Below are 14,451 nucleotides of genomic sequence, written 5' to 3'. Positions count from 1 at the left end.
CTAGAATAGTAGTTACGGTGAAATGGGGAATGATACCTGAAATGACCTCAGGTCTAAAAGTATCTCGAAGGCAATCTCAACTGCAACCGAGACCTATAAAGCATGCGATTTTGGCACTTCATTGATCTTAAACCTATGAAATCTCTTTAACGTTAGTAGTCCTATCAGGGATCCAATTCCACGGCTTAGGTGCAATGTTAGAAAGACTATTGGTAAAACAAATGAGAATTTAAAACCAAATCTTTTTCCCAAATTCAACGAAAAAAATACAGATGTACTAAAGTACAATGCCAAGATGAAAACTAGAATGAAAAATGCGCCCTCAAAAAATGGAATAAGTATGAAGGATATGACTATGGATAGTACAAAAATAAGCGGAATGTAATGTCTCAAAGATAGACTGTAAGCAGCTATGCTGGTAGTATACATGCTCCACATACCAGTAAGATAATTCTGCCTTGCTAGACTTTTAAGATCTGAACGACAATAGTATGTGGATTGAATATTAGGAGAACAAATTATTTTTCCACCATTTTTTCGGATTCTACTATTGAATTCTATATCTTGGTTTCTAGTAAGATTAGTATTAAAAAAACCTATCTTTTCAAATACATCTCTTCTAAAGGCTCCGAAAGGAACAGTATCTACTTCTCCAATAACTTTAGCAACTCTAAATTTAGAATTTCCGACGCCAAATTTACAGGCCAAAGCATACGATATTGCATAACCTAAATAGCTTTTTTTTCCAGGTTGAGTCACGATGGGGCCACCAACATTAAAGGCATTTCCGTTGGTTAGTTCCTTTACACATTCAGAAATATAATTAGGATCGTATTTAGCATGCGCATCGAGCCTAATTATTATATCTCCGCTAGAAGATCTAATGCCTGCATTTAATGCATAAGGTACTGTTTTATGTGGATTGTTAATAATCTTGATAAAATTATATTCCTCCATAAATTCTCGAACAATATCAAGTGTTTTATCACAACTTTCTCCATCAATAACTATGATCTCCAACTGCTCGGGGGGCCATTGAAAAACTATTGATTTTAGACAATTCCCAATAAATTTTTCTTCATTTAACGTAGGGATTAATACGCTTACACAAGCAATTTGCGTCATGACACCCACTCCATTTAATTCATATAAACATATCAGATTGTTTTTTCTACCAGGATGGCTAATACATAGTTGCTGCGAATAGCTTGTATCAGACTTGTCATAAATCGGGCTTTTCAGCTAGGTCTTTAAAATGCACTCTGTAGATATTTTTAACAAATATCTACAGAGACAGAGATGAACTTCATTGCTTCCCCCCAACCACACTCCACCCTCTAACTCTCTCCCCAACCTCAACATGCCCACAACTCTCCACCGTAACCCCTCCAGCCAAAATTGCTCCCTGGGCAATATGAACAAAATCCCCTAGGACACAATCATGATCAACAACTGCAGATGTATTTAGAATGACGTGTTCACCAATCTTACTACCGGCATTGAGAATTGCACCCGGCATTACTACAGTCCCACTAAGAATTTCAACCTTACTTCCTATGATAGCTGCCGGATGAATCAGCTTCACATAGTCTAGATTCAAATCTTTATAATTTTCAACAATCGCTTTCCTCACCAAATTATTCCCAATGGCAACAACAAAACTATGACGATCCTTAACCCATCTTGGCAATGTATCAATTCTGCCAAGATACAATTCACGCTGAGTACCTACTAGCTCAACGTCATCGAGGTATCCCAAAATTTTATGACCATTTAATCTTGCAATGTCCGTCACAACCTTACTGTGTCCGCCCATTCCTATAATAATGAGATCCGCCAATTACTCCTCACCGCCTTACCCCTGAACCCCTTCACATTGCACTTTCACTTTTCTCAACCATAATTGGATTTTGGGTCCCTTCTCGAACCCCATCAGCCCTTAAAACCTTTAAAACCGTAAATAACAATATTTTTATATCCATGGTTAAGCTTTGTTGTTCTAAGTATTCAAAATCATAATTAACTTTTTCTCTTATTTCCAAACAGTCCCTTCCGTTTACCTGTGCCCATCCCGAAACGCCGGGTCTTAAGGTGTGTACTCCACAGCTTGTTCTTAACTCTATCAAATCGTGCTGATTATATAAGGCCGGCCGTGGTCCTATAAATGTCATATCGCCTTTTATGATATTTAGTAATTGAGGCAGCTCATCTAAACTACTCTTTCTCAAGAACTTCCCGAAAGGAGTAATATGGCTTTGTGGATCCCTTAGTAAATGAGTCGCCACATCAGGTGTTTCAGTTCGCATGGTCCGAAACTTATATAGAACAAACTCGTGGTTATTTCTTCCGATTCTTCTCTGGCTAAATAACGCTGGACCTTTAGAATCAACTTTTATCACTATGCTGATAATGAGTAACAACGGACTTAAAATACTGAGAAGTATAATGCAAAAAAGAACATCTGAAAATCTTTTCATCATCTAATTCCCCCCATTATTAATCTCTGGAAGTATATTCAATATACTAAAGCTCCTTGGATAAAACTCTACCTTGCAGACACAGACATATTCTCCACCTTTTTTTTCCCCGGAAGCTGTTGAAACCCCCTGACAACATGACCCAACGCCTCAACGATCTCTTCCCTTGTCAAATACGAACCCCTCTCCCTGACCAACTGAACCAGACTCTCAATTTCCAAGACATCAATTGCATTAGGCTTTGCAACAAATATTCTCTGATGCCTCGTACTCGTTGTCCCTTCCTCCGCCGTGAGCAGCTCCTCATACAATTTCTCCCCAGGACGTATGCCTGTATATTCAATCTTAATATCCACATCCACTTCAAGCCCTGACAGCCGAATCAAGTCTCTTGCCAAATCTACAATTTTTACAGGTTTGCCCATATCCAGAATGAAAATCTCCCCACCTTGAGCCATGGCGCCCGCTTGAACTACGAGTTGTGCCGCTTCAGGAATTGTCATAAAGAAACGAACCATCTCTGGATGAGTCACAGTTACGGGACCACCCTTTGCAATCTGTTTCTTAAAGGTTGGAATGACACTTCCCCTACTCCCCAGAACATTGCCAAAACGCACGGCGACAAAGCGAGTCTGCGAATGCCAATCTAGACTTTGAATAATCATCTCGGCCACTCGTTTAGTGGCCCCCATAATACTCGTCGGATTAATAGCCTTGTCTGTAGAAATAAGTACAAATGTTTTTACCTTAGTCAAATCCGAAATCTCGGCAACATTATTAGTTCCTACGATATTATTCTTCAAAGCTTCCTCAGGATTTCGCTCCATAAGCGGGACATGCTTATGCGCAGCAGCATGGAAGACGACTCCTGGCTTTAACCTTCTAAAAACTAATTCGACCTTTTCCCGATCCTTTACGTCCAGAATTTCTGTAACAACATTAATATTAGGACAGTCAGAGCGCAGCTCTTGCTCTATATCAAAAATACTATTCTCACCACGTCCGACAAGGATGAGCTTTTCTGGCTTAAATCTACATATTTGCCGGCAAAGTTCTGAACCAATTGACCCCCCTGCTCCTGTCACTAAGACGGTTTCTCCTGCTAGATAGCCCGCTACTTCCTCGATATCGAGATTCACCTGATCTCTTCCCAATAAATCCTCGATTTCCACCTGCCGAATTTTCAGAGTATCAACTTGCCCACTGAAATAGTTATAAATACCAGGCATAATCTTAATGACAGCCCCACTTTTCTCACAAAGTTCGGTCATATCCCTAATGACATCCCCCGGAGCGGAAGGCATTGCGATAATGATTTCTTCGACATTGTGGGATTTAACAACGCGCGTGATATCCTTCCTAGTTCCCAGTACAGGAATCCCCATTAACTTGAGTTTCTGCTTTTCTGGAGCGTCATCAATGATGCCAATAGGATAGCCTTCTTTATAATTGCTATTTTTAAGTTCTCGAACAGCTAAAGCCCCGGCATCTCCAGCACCTAGAATAAGTACTCTCTTCGGTATTCCTGGAAGCTGGACACTAAAAACAGTATCTTGTAAAATTCGCCCTATAAAACGTGACCCACCTATTAAGAAGGTAGTGATCAGCCACAATAACACCGCTACTGTGTTTGGATAGCGCATAGGTGCTAAGAAATAAATGACGAGCACTACGCTACTTGTTCCAACTGTAACAGCAAAAAAAATAGAGATAAGCTCGTTTATACTGGCATACTGCCAAAGTCGATTGTACAAACCAAATACTGAGAAGACGAATAGGTAAATGAGCGTTCCAGCCCATGCTGTATGATAATATGTTAGGAAATATTCCTGCGGAATATTTCCTTCAAAGCGAAGGTAAAAGCCTCCAAAAGCAGCTAGGTTAACGAGCACTGAATCAATTAACATTAGAGCTAAGGATTTCTGGTTGAATTTCATTGACGACCTTCCTTTGCTATATAAATCTAGTTATACCTCCTCCCTCGATTTTTTTGCTTTATGCAACTTTTGTACCCATTTCATCGAGAAAGATAGCTACACATTTCTCCACAACTTCAAGAATTTCAATTGATTCTCAATATCTTCGTCGATGATTAGCGTAGGTGAAGACTACGTCCCTAGTGACTTGACTTATTATAAGTCGCTTCCAATATTTGTACATCCGTGTAAACTACAGGATAAACAAATTAAATTTCATGGTATTTTCTACAGGTAAATTTCATAATTGATTGCAGAATGAAAAAGAGCCACACATCATGTGCGGCTCTTTTTCATTCATTTTATATATCTTTAGCTCACTCTTAACCAATCTTAGCACTTTCCACTTTCTCTTTTGTATAAATCAATACTGCCTCTAACCGGGATTTAACGCCTAACTTTGACAGTATATTGCTAACATGGAAATCTACAGTGCGGTTTTTAATACCCAATGTGGTAGCGATTTCTCTATTGCGCAAGCCCTGGGCAATCAAGTCTATTATTTCTATTTCCTTTGGAGTAAGTGATGTACCATGGATTTTTTCGGTCTCTATAATATTGGTACTAATCTCTTCGCCAACAATCACAGATCTAAGATATTGGGCCATGTTTTGGGAAAAATAGTACTTACCACTAGAGGCCTGAATTATTGCCGTAGTCATTTCCGTTTTTGTACAGTCTTTAAGAAGAAAGCCATGGGCACCTTTATTTAAGGAGGCATTAACATACTCTTCGGGGTTTTGTCCAGTAAGCATAATAATACTGACATTTGAATCTAGCTCTTTTATTTTCTCTATCAAATCAGTTCCGCAGAAATCAGGAAGATTGATATCAAGTAATACCACATCAGGATGTTCTACCTTCACTATATTTAAACAATCCCCCCCATTTTTAGCCGTTCCGACTACGGAAATATAGGACTCAGAAGATAGCAATGATACAGTACCTTCTGCAAAGAGCGTATGGTCATCCACTACCACCACTCTTATAGTCTTAACCGAGCTAGAGACCATAATATCTCCTCCTCCACTAGCATCTCTATGTTGTCTTCCTGATAATTCGACAGTACCCTTGCCCGACAATTACATTTTAATATAATCTTTAAATTGGAATAGAAGCCTTAAGCTTTACCCCCTGACCAATATTTGAAGCGATATAAAACTCCCCACCTAAGCTTTCGATTCTCTCTTTCATGCCAATTATTCCGAAATGATTACCCACTAGCGCCCAATCGGCAATCTTCTGGCGGTCAAAACCTTTACCAGTATCATTAATGATCATTTCAATCCTCTCATCTCTTAGGGTAATAGTGACATCTGCCCTAGTCGAACCGGAATGCTTCATAACGTTATTAATTCCTTCTTGCAAGAAGCGAAACGCTACCACTTCAATATCCTCTTTAAACCGATGTTCTCTATTCATTCCTGTTACCTCTAGAAATATTACTAGAAGTTCTTGATGCATAATTTGCTGAAACAGGACCTCGACAGCAGGAATAAGGCCTAAATCCCTCAAAGAAGATGGACGTAAATTACTACATATTGAACGTAGTTCGTAATTCAAATCCTCTATCATGTCCTGCATGACTGAGACAGTGTAAAAATTATTATTTTCTGTCGAAAAATTAGCAATTAATTCTTTCATCCTCCGGTTGAGATCTAAGCCTATCTGTAATGATCCGTCATGAATTTCTCTAGCTAGAGCTTTCTTTTCTTCCTCAAGGTTACTAAACAATGAACGATTGATTACTTCTAGCCCCTGGCTTCTTCGTTGTGATTCTCGGGACTTTTTCTCTATCACGTTTATTTCCCTGAACAATTGCTTTATGTAGCGGATCTCTTTAAGGCGTTGGCCTATTTGGTAACACACCGAAGATAGCAGCAGTACTTCATTTGATTGAAATCTGATATGGGAACGACGATGACCCAGGAACATTCCACATGTAAAATCTTCAGAAACAAAGGGTATATACATCTCCGCAGGAAAATCGTTAGCAAAAGTTTTGATAGAATGACTTGTGCTTTTAGCTGTTCGGTAATAATCCTCCATAACAGCTTGTTCGGTTGTATTTCCAAGATAACGTCCTACAGCGCTTTTTGTGTACCAACCTTTCATATCCTCTGCTATAACAAAGGCACCTTCAAGCCCAAGTTGCTTCACTAACTCTTCTACTATTAAAGCTTCATTCATAGAGGACGGATTTCCGTTTGGTTCAACAACTTTATTTTCAATTCTAGAATTTCCATGAGTTCCAAGGATCTTATCAATTGCATAATGTAATAAAGCTTTAAAAAGATTAAAGATGAATAATCCCATTATGGTTAAAGACAATAATAAAAGATAGGTCTCAATATTTAGCTTTTTAATTACCGCTATCAGGCATAAAAACCAAGTAAAAAGCCAGCTTGTTAGAATACCAGAAACTAAAGAAATAATGATAAACTCGAGAAACTTACGTCCATCAGGCAAGCTCTCATTCAATACAACATAACTTAGCGTAATTGGAACAATAGCGATAAAGAGAGTACTAACCTTAGGATTAACCATAAGGTCAATATCAAGAAGGATTGGAATCGCTGTAAGTATAATAAAAGGCAACAACCCTATTGCTAATCCCACAAGCACAATAGTTACCTGGTTTTTCTCGGGTTTATCCGCGGGTAATTTAATAAGCCGAAATAAATTCCATAAAACTGTACCGGTACCAATTAGCCCATTGACTAGCACTAGTTTTCTTATTTCTGCAAGCGCAAAAACAGCTCCTAAGCCTTTTAAAACTAGTATAGTAAATACAAGTGCAGAAATTAGACATAAGACCCCAACTATAAGTCGATTTAATCGATTTCGTGTGTTAGTTAAAACAAAAACAAAATTAACCAATAGAACTGGTACGAGCGAGAAACCAATTACCTCTAGTTCCCTCGCCAATATCAATCCACGGCTTGAGGCCGGAGCTAAAATTATGACCAGTCCGACTAGCCAATTTAACCAAAATAGAGCACGAGCTTGCACAAGGAAAGGTCGCTTAAATACTGTAACAAGACCTACCAACCAAAAGATAAATCCTAGACCCGCCATCGGGAGTTCACTTAACAATGTATAGCCAAACGGCGGTTTAGCTATTCGGACAACTCTAATCGGCGCTCCAGAACTTTCTACGGTAATCGTAGAGGCTCCTTCTACCTCGCCCCACTTTTCAGTAGAAGGATACGTTTCCGGGTCGTCGTTATCAATCTTTAAAACTATATCCCCTACACGAATCCCTAATCGATAACCCTCGCCATGGGGATCACTAAAAGTAACGTTCCAGTCTCCTTCCCTACTTTCAATGTCGAGACCTATATACGGGTGATTGACCAGCACTGTGAAATACACAAGGCAAATTATAACAAAGGCGGCATTAGCAAATCGAAATGCTAGCCGCCTATACATTTTATCTAACAAGCTGAATCAACTTCTCTTTTCTTTTTTCCGAAATGGATATACTTTCTAAAATCTGCATCGCACGTTGCTTATACATCTCGTAAATCACCGAACAATAATGAATAGTCCCCTCATTAACAACTAATTCTCTTAACTGCCCTCTCTCTTTTGACGCTAATCCGCCTAAACCTATGGTCGCCAGAGAACTGAGATATTTTAACTCTTCAGCTTTTCTCTCATTAAGAACATTTAAAAGATAAACGAACGGGAGAGTTTTCCTTCCCTTAACAAAATCACTTTTTGTTTCAAAATCTAAGAAATCGTCGAGATCGTTTTTGATTTGACTCATTAAACCTAATTTCATCCCAAATTGTTCTAAAAGCTCAACCAGCGTTTGTTCAGCGCCTCCTAAGATCGCCCCAATTTTACACGCACTAGCAGTTAATCCGCCTGACTTTTTCTTAATAATCTCGAAATATTCTTCAAGCGAAATTCTCTCTTTACTGTCATTCAAAAACTCCTGAAATTGCCCGTCACACGCTTGCAACCCCATTTGATTAAGAACGTCGCTTATTTCCTCAAAATGCCTACGATTAGATATAGTCGAAAGAGCTTTGTGGCTAAGAACTAGTATACAAGTAGCTATATTAATTGCTTGTGCAGAAGGAACTTTACGCCATGGAAGTTCGTTGTTATCTTGGTCTTGAATATCGTCCATAATATCCGCTGCCAAGGCGTAGAGTTCCATAGCGACGGCTCCTTGCAACCCTACTTCTAAGACTCCCCCAGTGCTTTCGCAAGTAATAAGTGTTAATTGGGCCCATCCATATCTTCCCTTGATTCTAAAATTGGAATCAAGCCAACTATTGATTGTGATTACTATACCGTTGCTAAGCCCTGAATTAGTCAAAAGCAGGTTTATTTCCTTCGCAATAATTTGGTCCATATTCATGATCTCCCAGCCCCTTTAGACCCAAAAACGAGTCGGTGACAATCTAGCTGCTAAAGACATACCCGACAATTCTTCTTTCCAGAACACATTTACTATTGCGTCCATTTCGCAGCTTGTAATTTCACGGATAGATTCTGCCTGTGGTATTATTACAGCGCACCGGTTTGGACTTTTGACTAATTCGTGAACTAATTTAGCTATGTTTTCAAAGTTCATTTCTATTCCCTCTTTCCTTTTAAGTTAAGTTTGACATTTATCCCTAAATTCCTCCTATTTCGGGAAAATTTATTGAAATAGGCGTTATCTAGTTACACCTTGAGATTTCCTTACGACTTCACTAGCCCTCATGCTAATACTTCTAGAAACAGTTTCTTTAGCAGGCTTTGTCAGAGGTATGCTTTTTTTTCGTATCGTCAGAAGCGTTATAGGAGTAGTAATAGTAGTATTCGTTAGTATTCATGTCCACTTTATTAAGAACAGCTCCGAGGATCTTAACCCCCAATTTATCCAGCTGTTCTTTGGCTTTTTGCGCATAACTTTTGTTCACTTCCCCTGAGGCTAAGACTAGGATGACTCCATCAACTTCCTGCGCAAGAATCGCGGCATCTGTAACTGCAATAATGGGAGGAGTGTCGATGAGGACCATGTCAAACTGCTTACTGACTTCCTCGATCAGACGTTTCATCCGTTTGGATCCAACAAGCTCTGCAGGATTTGGAGGAACGGGACCTGCCGGGAGAACCATGACTCCGGGCACAGTCGTTTCATAAATATATTTACGATAGTCTTGATCCTGAACCAGAAAAACCGATAACCCATCACCATTATCCATCCCAAATAGTTTATGTTGTGTAGGATTACGCAAATCAGCATCAATAATAAGAACGGATTTACCGGATTGAGCCATACTAACCGCCAAATTAGCGACTGTGTGAGATTTCCCTTCCCTGGGACCTGAGCTTGTGACCACTACTTTTTGAGTCTCTGAATCCACACTTGTAAACTGGACATTTGTTCTGAGCACCCGATAGGCCTCCGAGATCGGAGATTTTGTTTGCTCTAAGGTGATTAAAGAATATGCCAATCAAATCTTCTCCTCTTGTCCTTATTTCCCCAATTCATAGTCTGGAATGATACCCAGCACTGGAATCCCCAAAAGCTCCTCGACATCACTCGAGGTCTTTACGGTGTTATCCAGATATTCCTGTAAGAAGACCAGTCCAACAGAAGCCATTAGGCCCACAACAAAGGCAATTAGTACATTCAGGGTTTTATTTGGCTTAATGGGTTTATCCGGGATCACTGCAGTATCAACAATGCTGACACTGTCCACTTTTTTGATTTCAATAACAGCTTTAGAAAACTCTTGCGCCATTGTATTAGCTATCGAAGCTGCTAGCTCAGAGTTTGTATTGGTCACCTGAATTTCCAAAATTTCCGTGGTCTTTACTGGATTTACGGAGATCATACTGTCGAGCCTTTCCGTCGTCAGCGGCAAGTTTAAATCCTTGATCACATTCTGTTCGACGGTGCGACTCTGCGCGATCGTTGCATATGTTTTAGCAAGTTGTTGGTTAGCTAGAAGTACACTATTATCTAGTATTTGTGAGGCCGCTTGGCCAGACTCCGCAGCTTTTTTTCCAACGATCAGCGTAGTTGAAGCTTGATAAACTGGCTTAATCACAAGAAAGCTAATAACTCCACTAGTAAGTGCCGCGATGATCGGTAATGCCACCACTATCATCCAACGTTTTCGCAACACATTCCAATACTGTCGTAATTCTATTTTCTCTTCCATGTCGACCTCCCAAACTAATCCCGCAACCTGTTCGACTTTACGAAGCTACTAAACAGCCTCTGCCTAAAGCTTTAAAGTCATCGATAGATTCCCAACGACACTGTCATCTTTTTTAAGCTTCCCTTTAATTGTGATAGTGTTGCCGTAAAACGCTCGAAGTGTCTTTAAGCTAATCCCATCCCCACCGTGTGTTCCTGAGATTATATCATCAATGTTCACCCGGGTGGCTTGTCCTCCTATAAGAGGAATACTCTGATTAATCATATTCAATTGCAAGTCGCAAGACTGGTCGACGGTTACACTAAACCCCGTCACTTGAGTCGTATCCGGAGCACCACTCATGTCAAAAGTCGAGCCACTGATTTCATCTGAGTTGCCGGAAGGAACCGTATTCATTTGAATCTCAATAACCGTCGCCTTGAAACTGGATGAAGATGGAGTCACCGTGGCGGAGGAGGCCATTCGTACTAAAAGCCCTATAACACTTGCCAAGCCGATAGCCATGCTTGTATAGAATAGTCGTTGCCATTTTTTACTCATGGCGTGAATTATCTCCCCCTTAAACATCGATTAAACTACAATCTATATCTTGAATAGATTTACTCAAAAAAAGTAGAGAGCTGGAATCCCCAACTCTCTGTATAATCTATATGCCTCCCACAGCAAGTGCAGTATAAGCGTTGAGCCAAAACTATATTAATCTACAGCCACTGTGATCCTAATTAATTCATTTGCTTCTACTTGTGAATCATTCATCCTATAAGCAGTGATGACTGTTGTACCTTCTGTAGTACCGGCTTTAATAGAAGAGCCATCCTCTGCAACCGTCGCAATCGCCGAATTATCGGTCTTCCAAGCAAGCAGGCCTGCAATGTTAAATGCACCAGTGTCTATCCCTTTGACAGCAAGAACAAGTTTAAGTTTATTATCGGCCTTTTTCAATGTCAGAGGCGTCAAAGGATCGCTCATAGTTCCGTTGATTTTGCATTGGATTTGAGAGCGAATAACAGACATCGCCACGGCTTTTTCAGCGGCATTCGATGGATCGATCACCACCCCTACCTGACGTTGGGTTTCAACAAGTAAATCGATATTCCAGCCAATATCTGCGAGTTTTTGATCAAAGACGTGGTACTTACTATTTACAGGACCTGTAACATTGTGCAAGGCAGTTTTCAGGCATTCAACCAGTTTTCCCTTGAGGGCTGAACTAGAACTACCTCCGAACCCTAATAAACTGAGTGGATTGTGTTTAATTTCTTTTTTGATCTCTTTTTGGAGCTCATCTTGCGTGGCCATCATAAATCCATAAAATAATTCTGCTTTAAAGTCATCTCCGAAAAGCGTTCTGAATGTCCTCCCATTTTGGGTAATAAACTTTACGAGTGCCCTTTCCAAAGTTGCGTTGTCATCAGAATAGTGGATTGCTTGAAAAGCTTGGAGAGACTGGATGATTGCCACTTTTGCATCAGCTCTTGTAACACCTTTAGCTTGGAATTTGGCAACTACTTGTTCCGTCAAAAGTCCATCGGCGGCACTCCTTAACGTCCCATTTTGAGCTGCAGTCAAGAAGTTTGTTCTGGCTTGATTAAGGGAATCTTTTTCGCTCGGATTAAGATAGCCACGGTAGGACATAATTTCAGTTACGATTTGGTCAATAGATGCCTTATTTGACGAACCGCCTTTATCAGCAATTTGTTCCACAATTTGCTGACCAGTTCCCGCACCTAAGCTAGTGCGAGTCGAGACCGCACCCTCAGCGAAAGCATTGAAGGGTATCATAGTAAGTGCCATACCAGCAATTGCTAATGAAGCTAAAGCTTTTTCTACTTTTTTCATTTTTTAAAATTCTCCCCTCACTATATAGGTTTTCTCTCCCCTCTAGAGAATGGACTATTTTATTCATATATTCCTTGGTCATTTTCGGTATCAACCATTACTTGATGAATATCCCCTTACAATTATTTGCCTAAAATACATAGACGTTGACTCATTATAAAATTGTTCTAGTATTTGTGCATCCGTATAAACTACAGGTCGAATAAATAAAATTCCAAGTAGTTCCTACAGGTATGAATGAAATTTCAGTACTTTACTGCACAAAGCGACTACGAGACGTCCCTACACCGCGACTCATAACACAGACTCCAAAGCATGGCAAAGGGACGTTCGAGCGTGGCAAGGGGACGTTTCGTTTGCCACCTTCCTTTACTGATAAAACGAAGTATAAGGACCACCTCTAACATAAATGAGATGCTCCTTACGGCTTATCAACGATAGCCATCTGTTTCTCCCTCCCCCCTCCCCCTTGATTCAGAGGCCGATGGATTCGGCAGGGTTGTATATAGTCTGGATTTGCTTGTATTATGGTCACTGTTGGGAAGCATCTTTGTCCAAGCCGCATTCTTTTATGGGTGAATATCCCTCACACTTGTCCGGGGCCCGGCATATCCTATATGGGTATCAGAAAAAGACATTCCGAAAAAAGGATGGGCAGCCGGTATGAGGATGATTTCCAACAGGACGCCTGAGCAAATTGCGTCCGAGATTAACGTTATCAAGGAGGAAAGTGGCAAAATGCTGCTTACCAATGCTGTGGAGATTGGAAGGCGTCTGACGGAAGCCAAAGAGTTGATACCCCATGGGGAGTGGCTCAAATGGCTTACTAAATCCGTGAGTTACACCCGGAGCACGGCCAGCAGACTGATGAAAATCTTCCGGGAGTACGGGCCTATACTCTCCTCCCCTGACGAGGAAGAGGGCCCAAATGGTGCATCGATGCACCATTTGAACTACACCCAAGGGCTCATCCTTTTTGGGATCCCGGTAGAGGACCGGGATCAATTTATAGCGGACAATGATGTGGGGAACATGAGCCAGCGGGAGCTACGGCAGACAATTAATGAAATAGACCGGACGCCTGAGGAAGAAGACCTCCAAGAGCCGGAAAATCAGGTGACACAAAAGCAAGGAAAAGCGGAAGCGGAAGAGGCAGCGGATAAGATCGATAAACCTATGGAACTAATCACGGTCGAGAGGAAAATCATCAAGGCGAAAACTGTGCAAACTGCGCTGCAAACAGAGAATAGCAATGCCGACAGCATGAAATACGACGCCCAATACGCCATGCATCGCGACAACATGCTCAGCGCCTACGGGGAGCTGCTGAAAACCCTCGTCGCTTTAAACAGAGTAGATCCGGTGAAGAAGGAAGCAAACAGGGAAGAGGCGTTAAAGATAACGACTAATATGGTGGAGACGCTGAAAAAATATCCTCCTGCGATTAAGACAAATTTGATTATTAATAAGAACAGAGACTAGCGCCCAAAGAGATGCCCGCTGCGGCAGCGGCATCTCTTTGGTATCCTCAAGGCATATAGATAATCCTGTTGACTCAGTTATTCTTCCCACTCGTCAGTATAAGTAATAATGCCATCTTCTTTTTCTGTTCCTTCATCAATTGTATAGTTTGTAGTGCTAACAAATAGTGGTTCTTTCCATTGTTAGCACCAATCATTGATAATCCTTGCCAGGGAGTAGGCATCTGAGTAAAGCACGCTCCTGCCGTGTGGATCGAACGGGTGGAACCCGGCCCCATATTACAGTATAATTTAACACAAAAAAGCTACCTCCTAAGAGATAGCATTTTGCTTGTTTACCTGGCAATACGAAAGTCGGACGAGACTTTCGCCACACTGCGACCCATAACGCAATCTCCAGCAGTGTGGATGAACGGGTGGAACCCCGGCCCCATATTACAGTATAACTCAACACAAAAAAGCTATCTCCTAAGAGATAGCTTTTTGCATGTTTACCTGGCGATGA

General features: G+C 40.8%; 14 protein-coding genes. 1 reads left to right on the top strand and 13 read right to left on the bottom strand.

Annotated features, from left to right (window positions below; translation table 11 throughout):
- Positions 1–93: 93 nt before the first annotated feature.
- The 12 genes from E4K67_RS28425 to E4K67_RS28365 form a co-directional block, all read right to left on the bottom strand.
- Complete coding sequence (locus E4K67_RS28425; protein WP_135552928.1) at positions 94–1,125, bottom strand: glycosyltransferase; 1,032 nt, start codon at positions 1,123–1,125, stop codon at positions 94–96.
- Between the two features lie 181 nt (positions 1,126–1,306).
- Positions 1,307–1,840, bottom strand: a complete 534-nt coding sequence (locus E4K67_RS28420; RefSeq protein WP_135552926.1) for a PglD-related sugar-binding protein — start codon at positions 1,838–1,840, stop codon at positions 1,307–1,309.
- Positions 1,841–1,871: 31 nt separating this feature from the next.
- Complete coding sequence (locus E4K67_RS28415) at positions 1,872–2,480, bottom strand: sugar transferase (RefSeq protein ID WP_338031926.1); 609 nt, start codon at positions 2,478–2,480, stop codon at positions 1,872–1,874.
- A 65-nt stretch (positions 2,481–2,545) separates the two neighbouring features.
- On the bottom strand, positions 2,546–4,414 hold the full coding sequence (locus E4K67_RS28410) for a polysaccharide biosynthesis protein (RefSeq protein WP_135552924.1): 1,869 nt from the start codon (positions 4,412–4,414) through the stop codon (positions 2,546–2,548).
- A 362-nt stretch (positions 4,415–4,776) separates the two neighbouring features.
- On the bottom strand, positions 4,777–5,466 hold the full coding sequence (locus E4K67_RS28405; RefSeq protein WP_135552922.1) for a response regulator: 690 nt from the start codon (positions 5,464–5,466) through the stop codon (positions 4,777–4,779).
- An 88-nt stretch (positions 5,467–5,554) separates the two neighbouring features.
- Positions 5,555–7,897: a sensor histidine kinase gene (locus tag E4K67_RS28400; protein ID WP_243454674.1), complete on the bottom strand. Its 2,343-nt coding sequence runs from the start codon at positions 7,895–7,897 to the stop codon at positions 5,555–5,557.
- Complete coding sequence (locus E4K67_RS28395) at positions 7,887–8,822, bottom strand: polyprenyl synthetase family protein (RefSeq protein ID WP_243454673.1); 936 nt, start codon at positions 8,820–8,822, stop codon at positions 7,887–7,889. Before E4K67_RS28395 ends, E4K67_RS28400 begins: the two co-directional genes overlap by 11 nt.
- Before the next feature lie 21 nt (positions 8,823–8,843).
- The gene (locus E4K67_RS28390) at positions 8,844–9,044 is read right to left on the bottom strand and encodes a hypothetical protein (RefSeq protein ID WP_135552918.1); all 201 of its coding nucleotides are present in this window, start codon (positions 9,042–9,044) and stop codon (positions 8,844–8,846) included.
- A gap of 157 nt (positions 9,045–9,201) precedes the next feature.
- Positions 9,202–9,912, bottom strand: coding sequence for a CpsD/CapB family tyrosine-protein kinase (locus E4K67_RS28385; RefSeq protein WP_135552916.1), 711 nt, complete (start codon positions 9,910–9,912; stop codon positions 9,202–9,204).
- Between the two features lie 21 nt (positions 9,913–9,933).
- A complete protein-coding gene (locus tag E4K67_RS28380) occupies positions 9,934–10,626 on the bottom strand; it encodes a YveK family protein (RefSeq protein ID WP_135552914.1) in 693 nt (230 codons plus the stop codon).
- A gap of 63 nt (positions 10,627–10,689) precedes the next feature.
- Entirely contained in the window at positions 10,690–11,166 is a 477-nt protein-coding gene (locus tag E4K67_RS28375) for a hypothetical protein (RefSeq protein ID WP_135552912.1), read from the bottom strand.
- A gap of 156 nt (positions 11,167–11,322) precedes the next feature.
- On the bottom strand, positions 11,323–12,465 hold the full coding sequence (locus E4K67_RS28365) for a hypothetical protein (protein WP_135552910.1): 1,143 nt from the start codon (positions 12,463–12,465) through the stop codon (positions 11,323–11,325).
- A 663-nt stretch (positions 12,466–13,128) separates the two neighbouring features.
- Between E4K67_RS28365 and E4K67_RS28360 the strand changes: the two genes are divergently transcribed.
- On the top strand, positions 13,129–13,947 hold the full coding sequence (locus tag E4K67_RS28360; RefSeq protein WP_135552908.1) for a DUF3102 domain-containing protein: 819 nt from the start codon (positions 13,129–13,131) through the stop codon (positions 13,945–13,947).
- A gap of 192 nt (positions 13,948–14,139) precedes the next feature.
- On the opposite strand, the gene E4K67_RS30415 is transcribed toward E4K67_RS28360, so the two are convergent.
- Positions 14,140–14,451 (bottom strand): hypothetical protein (locus E4K67_RS30415; protein WP_206752235.1); only part of this gene is annotated, 312 nt, incomplete at its 5' end.

This window comes from Desulfosporosinus fructosivorans (genome assembly GCF_004766045.1).
GTDB classification, from domain to species: domain Bacteria; phylum Bacillota; class Desulfitobacteriia; order Desulfitobacteriales; family Desulfitobacteriaceae; genus Desulfosporosinus; species Desulfosporosinus fructosivorans.
This window is presented reverse-complemented; position numbering and strand designations above follow the sequence as displayed.

Coding starts and splice junctions, on each gene's coding strand:
- E4K67_RS28425 (WP_135552928.1), bottom strand. CDS start 1,125: ATGACGCAAATTGCTTGTGTAAGCGTATTAATCCCTACGTTAAATGAA.
- E4K67_RS28415 (WP_338031926.1), bottom strand. CDS start 2,480: ATGATGAAAAGATTTTCAGATGTTCTTTTTTGCATTATACTTCTCAGT.
- E4K67_RS28410 (WP_135552924.1), bottom strand. CDS start 4,414: ATGAAATTCAACCAGAAATCCTTAGCTCTAATGTTAATTGATTCAGTG.
- E4K67_RS28405 (WP_135552922.1), bottom strand. CDS start 5,466: ATGGTCTCTAGCTCGGTTAAGACTATAAGAGTGGTGGTAGTGGATGAC.
- E4K67_RS28395 (WP_243454673.1), bottom strand. CDS start 8,822: ATGGACCAAATTATTGCGAAGGAAATAAACCTGCTTTTGACTAATTCA.
- E4K67_RS28390 (WP_135552918.1), bottom strand. CDS start 9,044: ATGAACTTTGAAAACATAGCTAAATTAGTTCACGAATTAGTCAAAAGT.
- E4K67_RS28380 (WP_135552914.1), bottom strand. CDS start 10,626: ATGGAAGAGAAAATAGAATTACGACAGTATTGGAATGTGTTGCGAAAA.
- E4K67_RS28375 (WP_135552912.1), bottom strand. CDS start 11,166: ATGAGTAAAAAATGGCAACGACTATTCTATACAAGCATGGCTATCGGC.
- E4K67_RS28365 (WP_135552910.1), bottom strand. CDS start 12,465: ATGAAAAAAGTAGAAAAAGCTTTAGCTTCATTAGCAATTGCTGGTATG.
- E4K67_RS28360 (WP_135552908.1), top strand. CDS start 13,129: ATGAGGATGATTTCCAACAGGACGCCTGAGCAAATTGCGTCCGAGATT.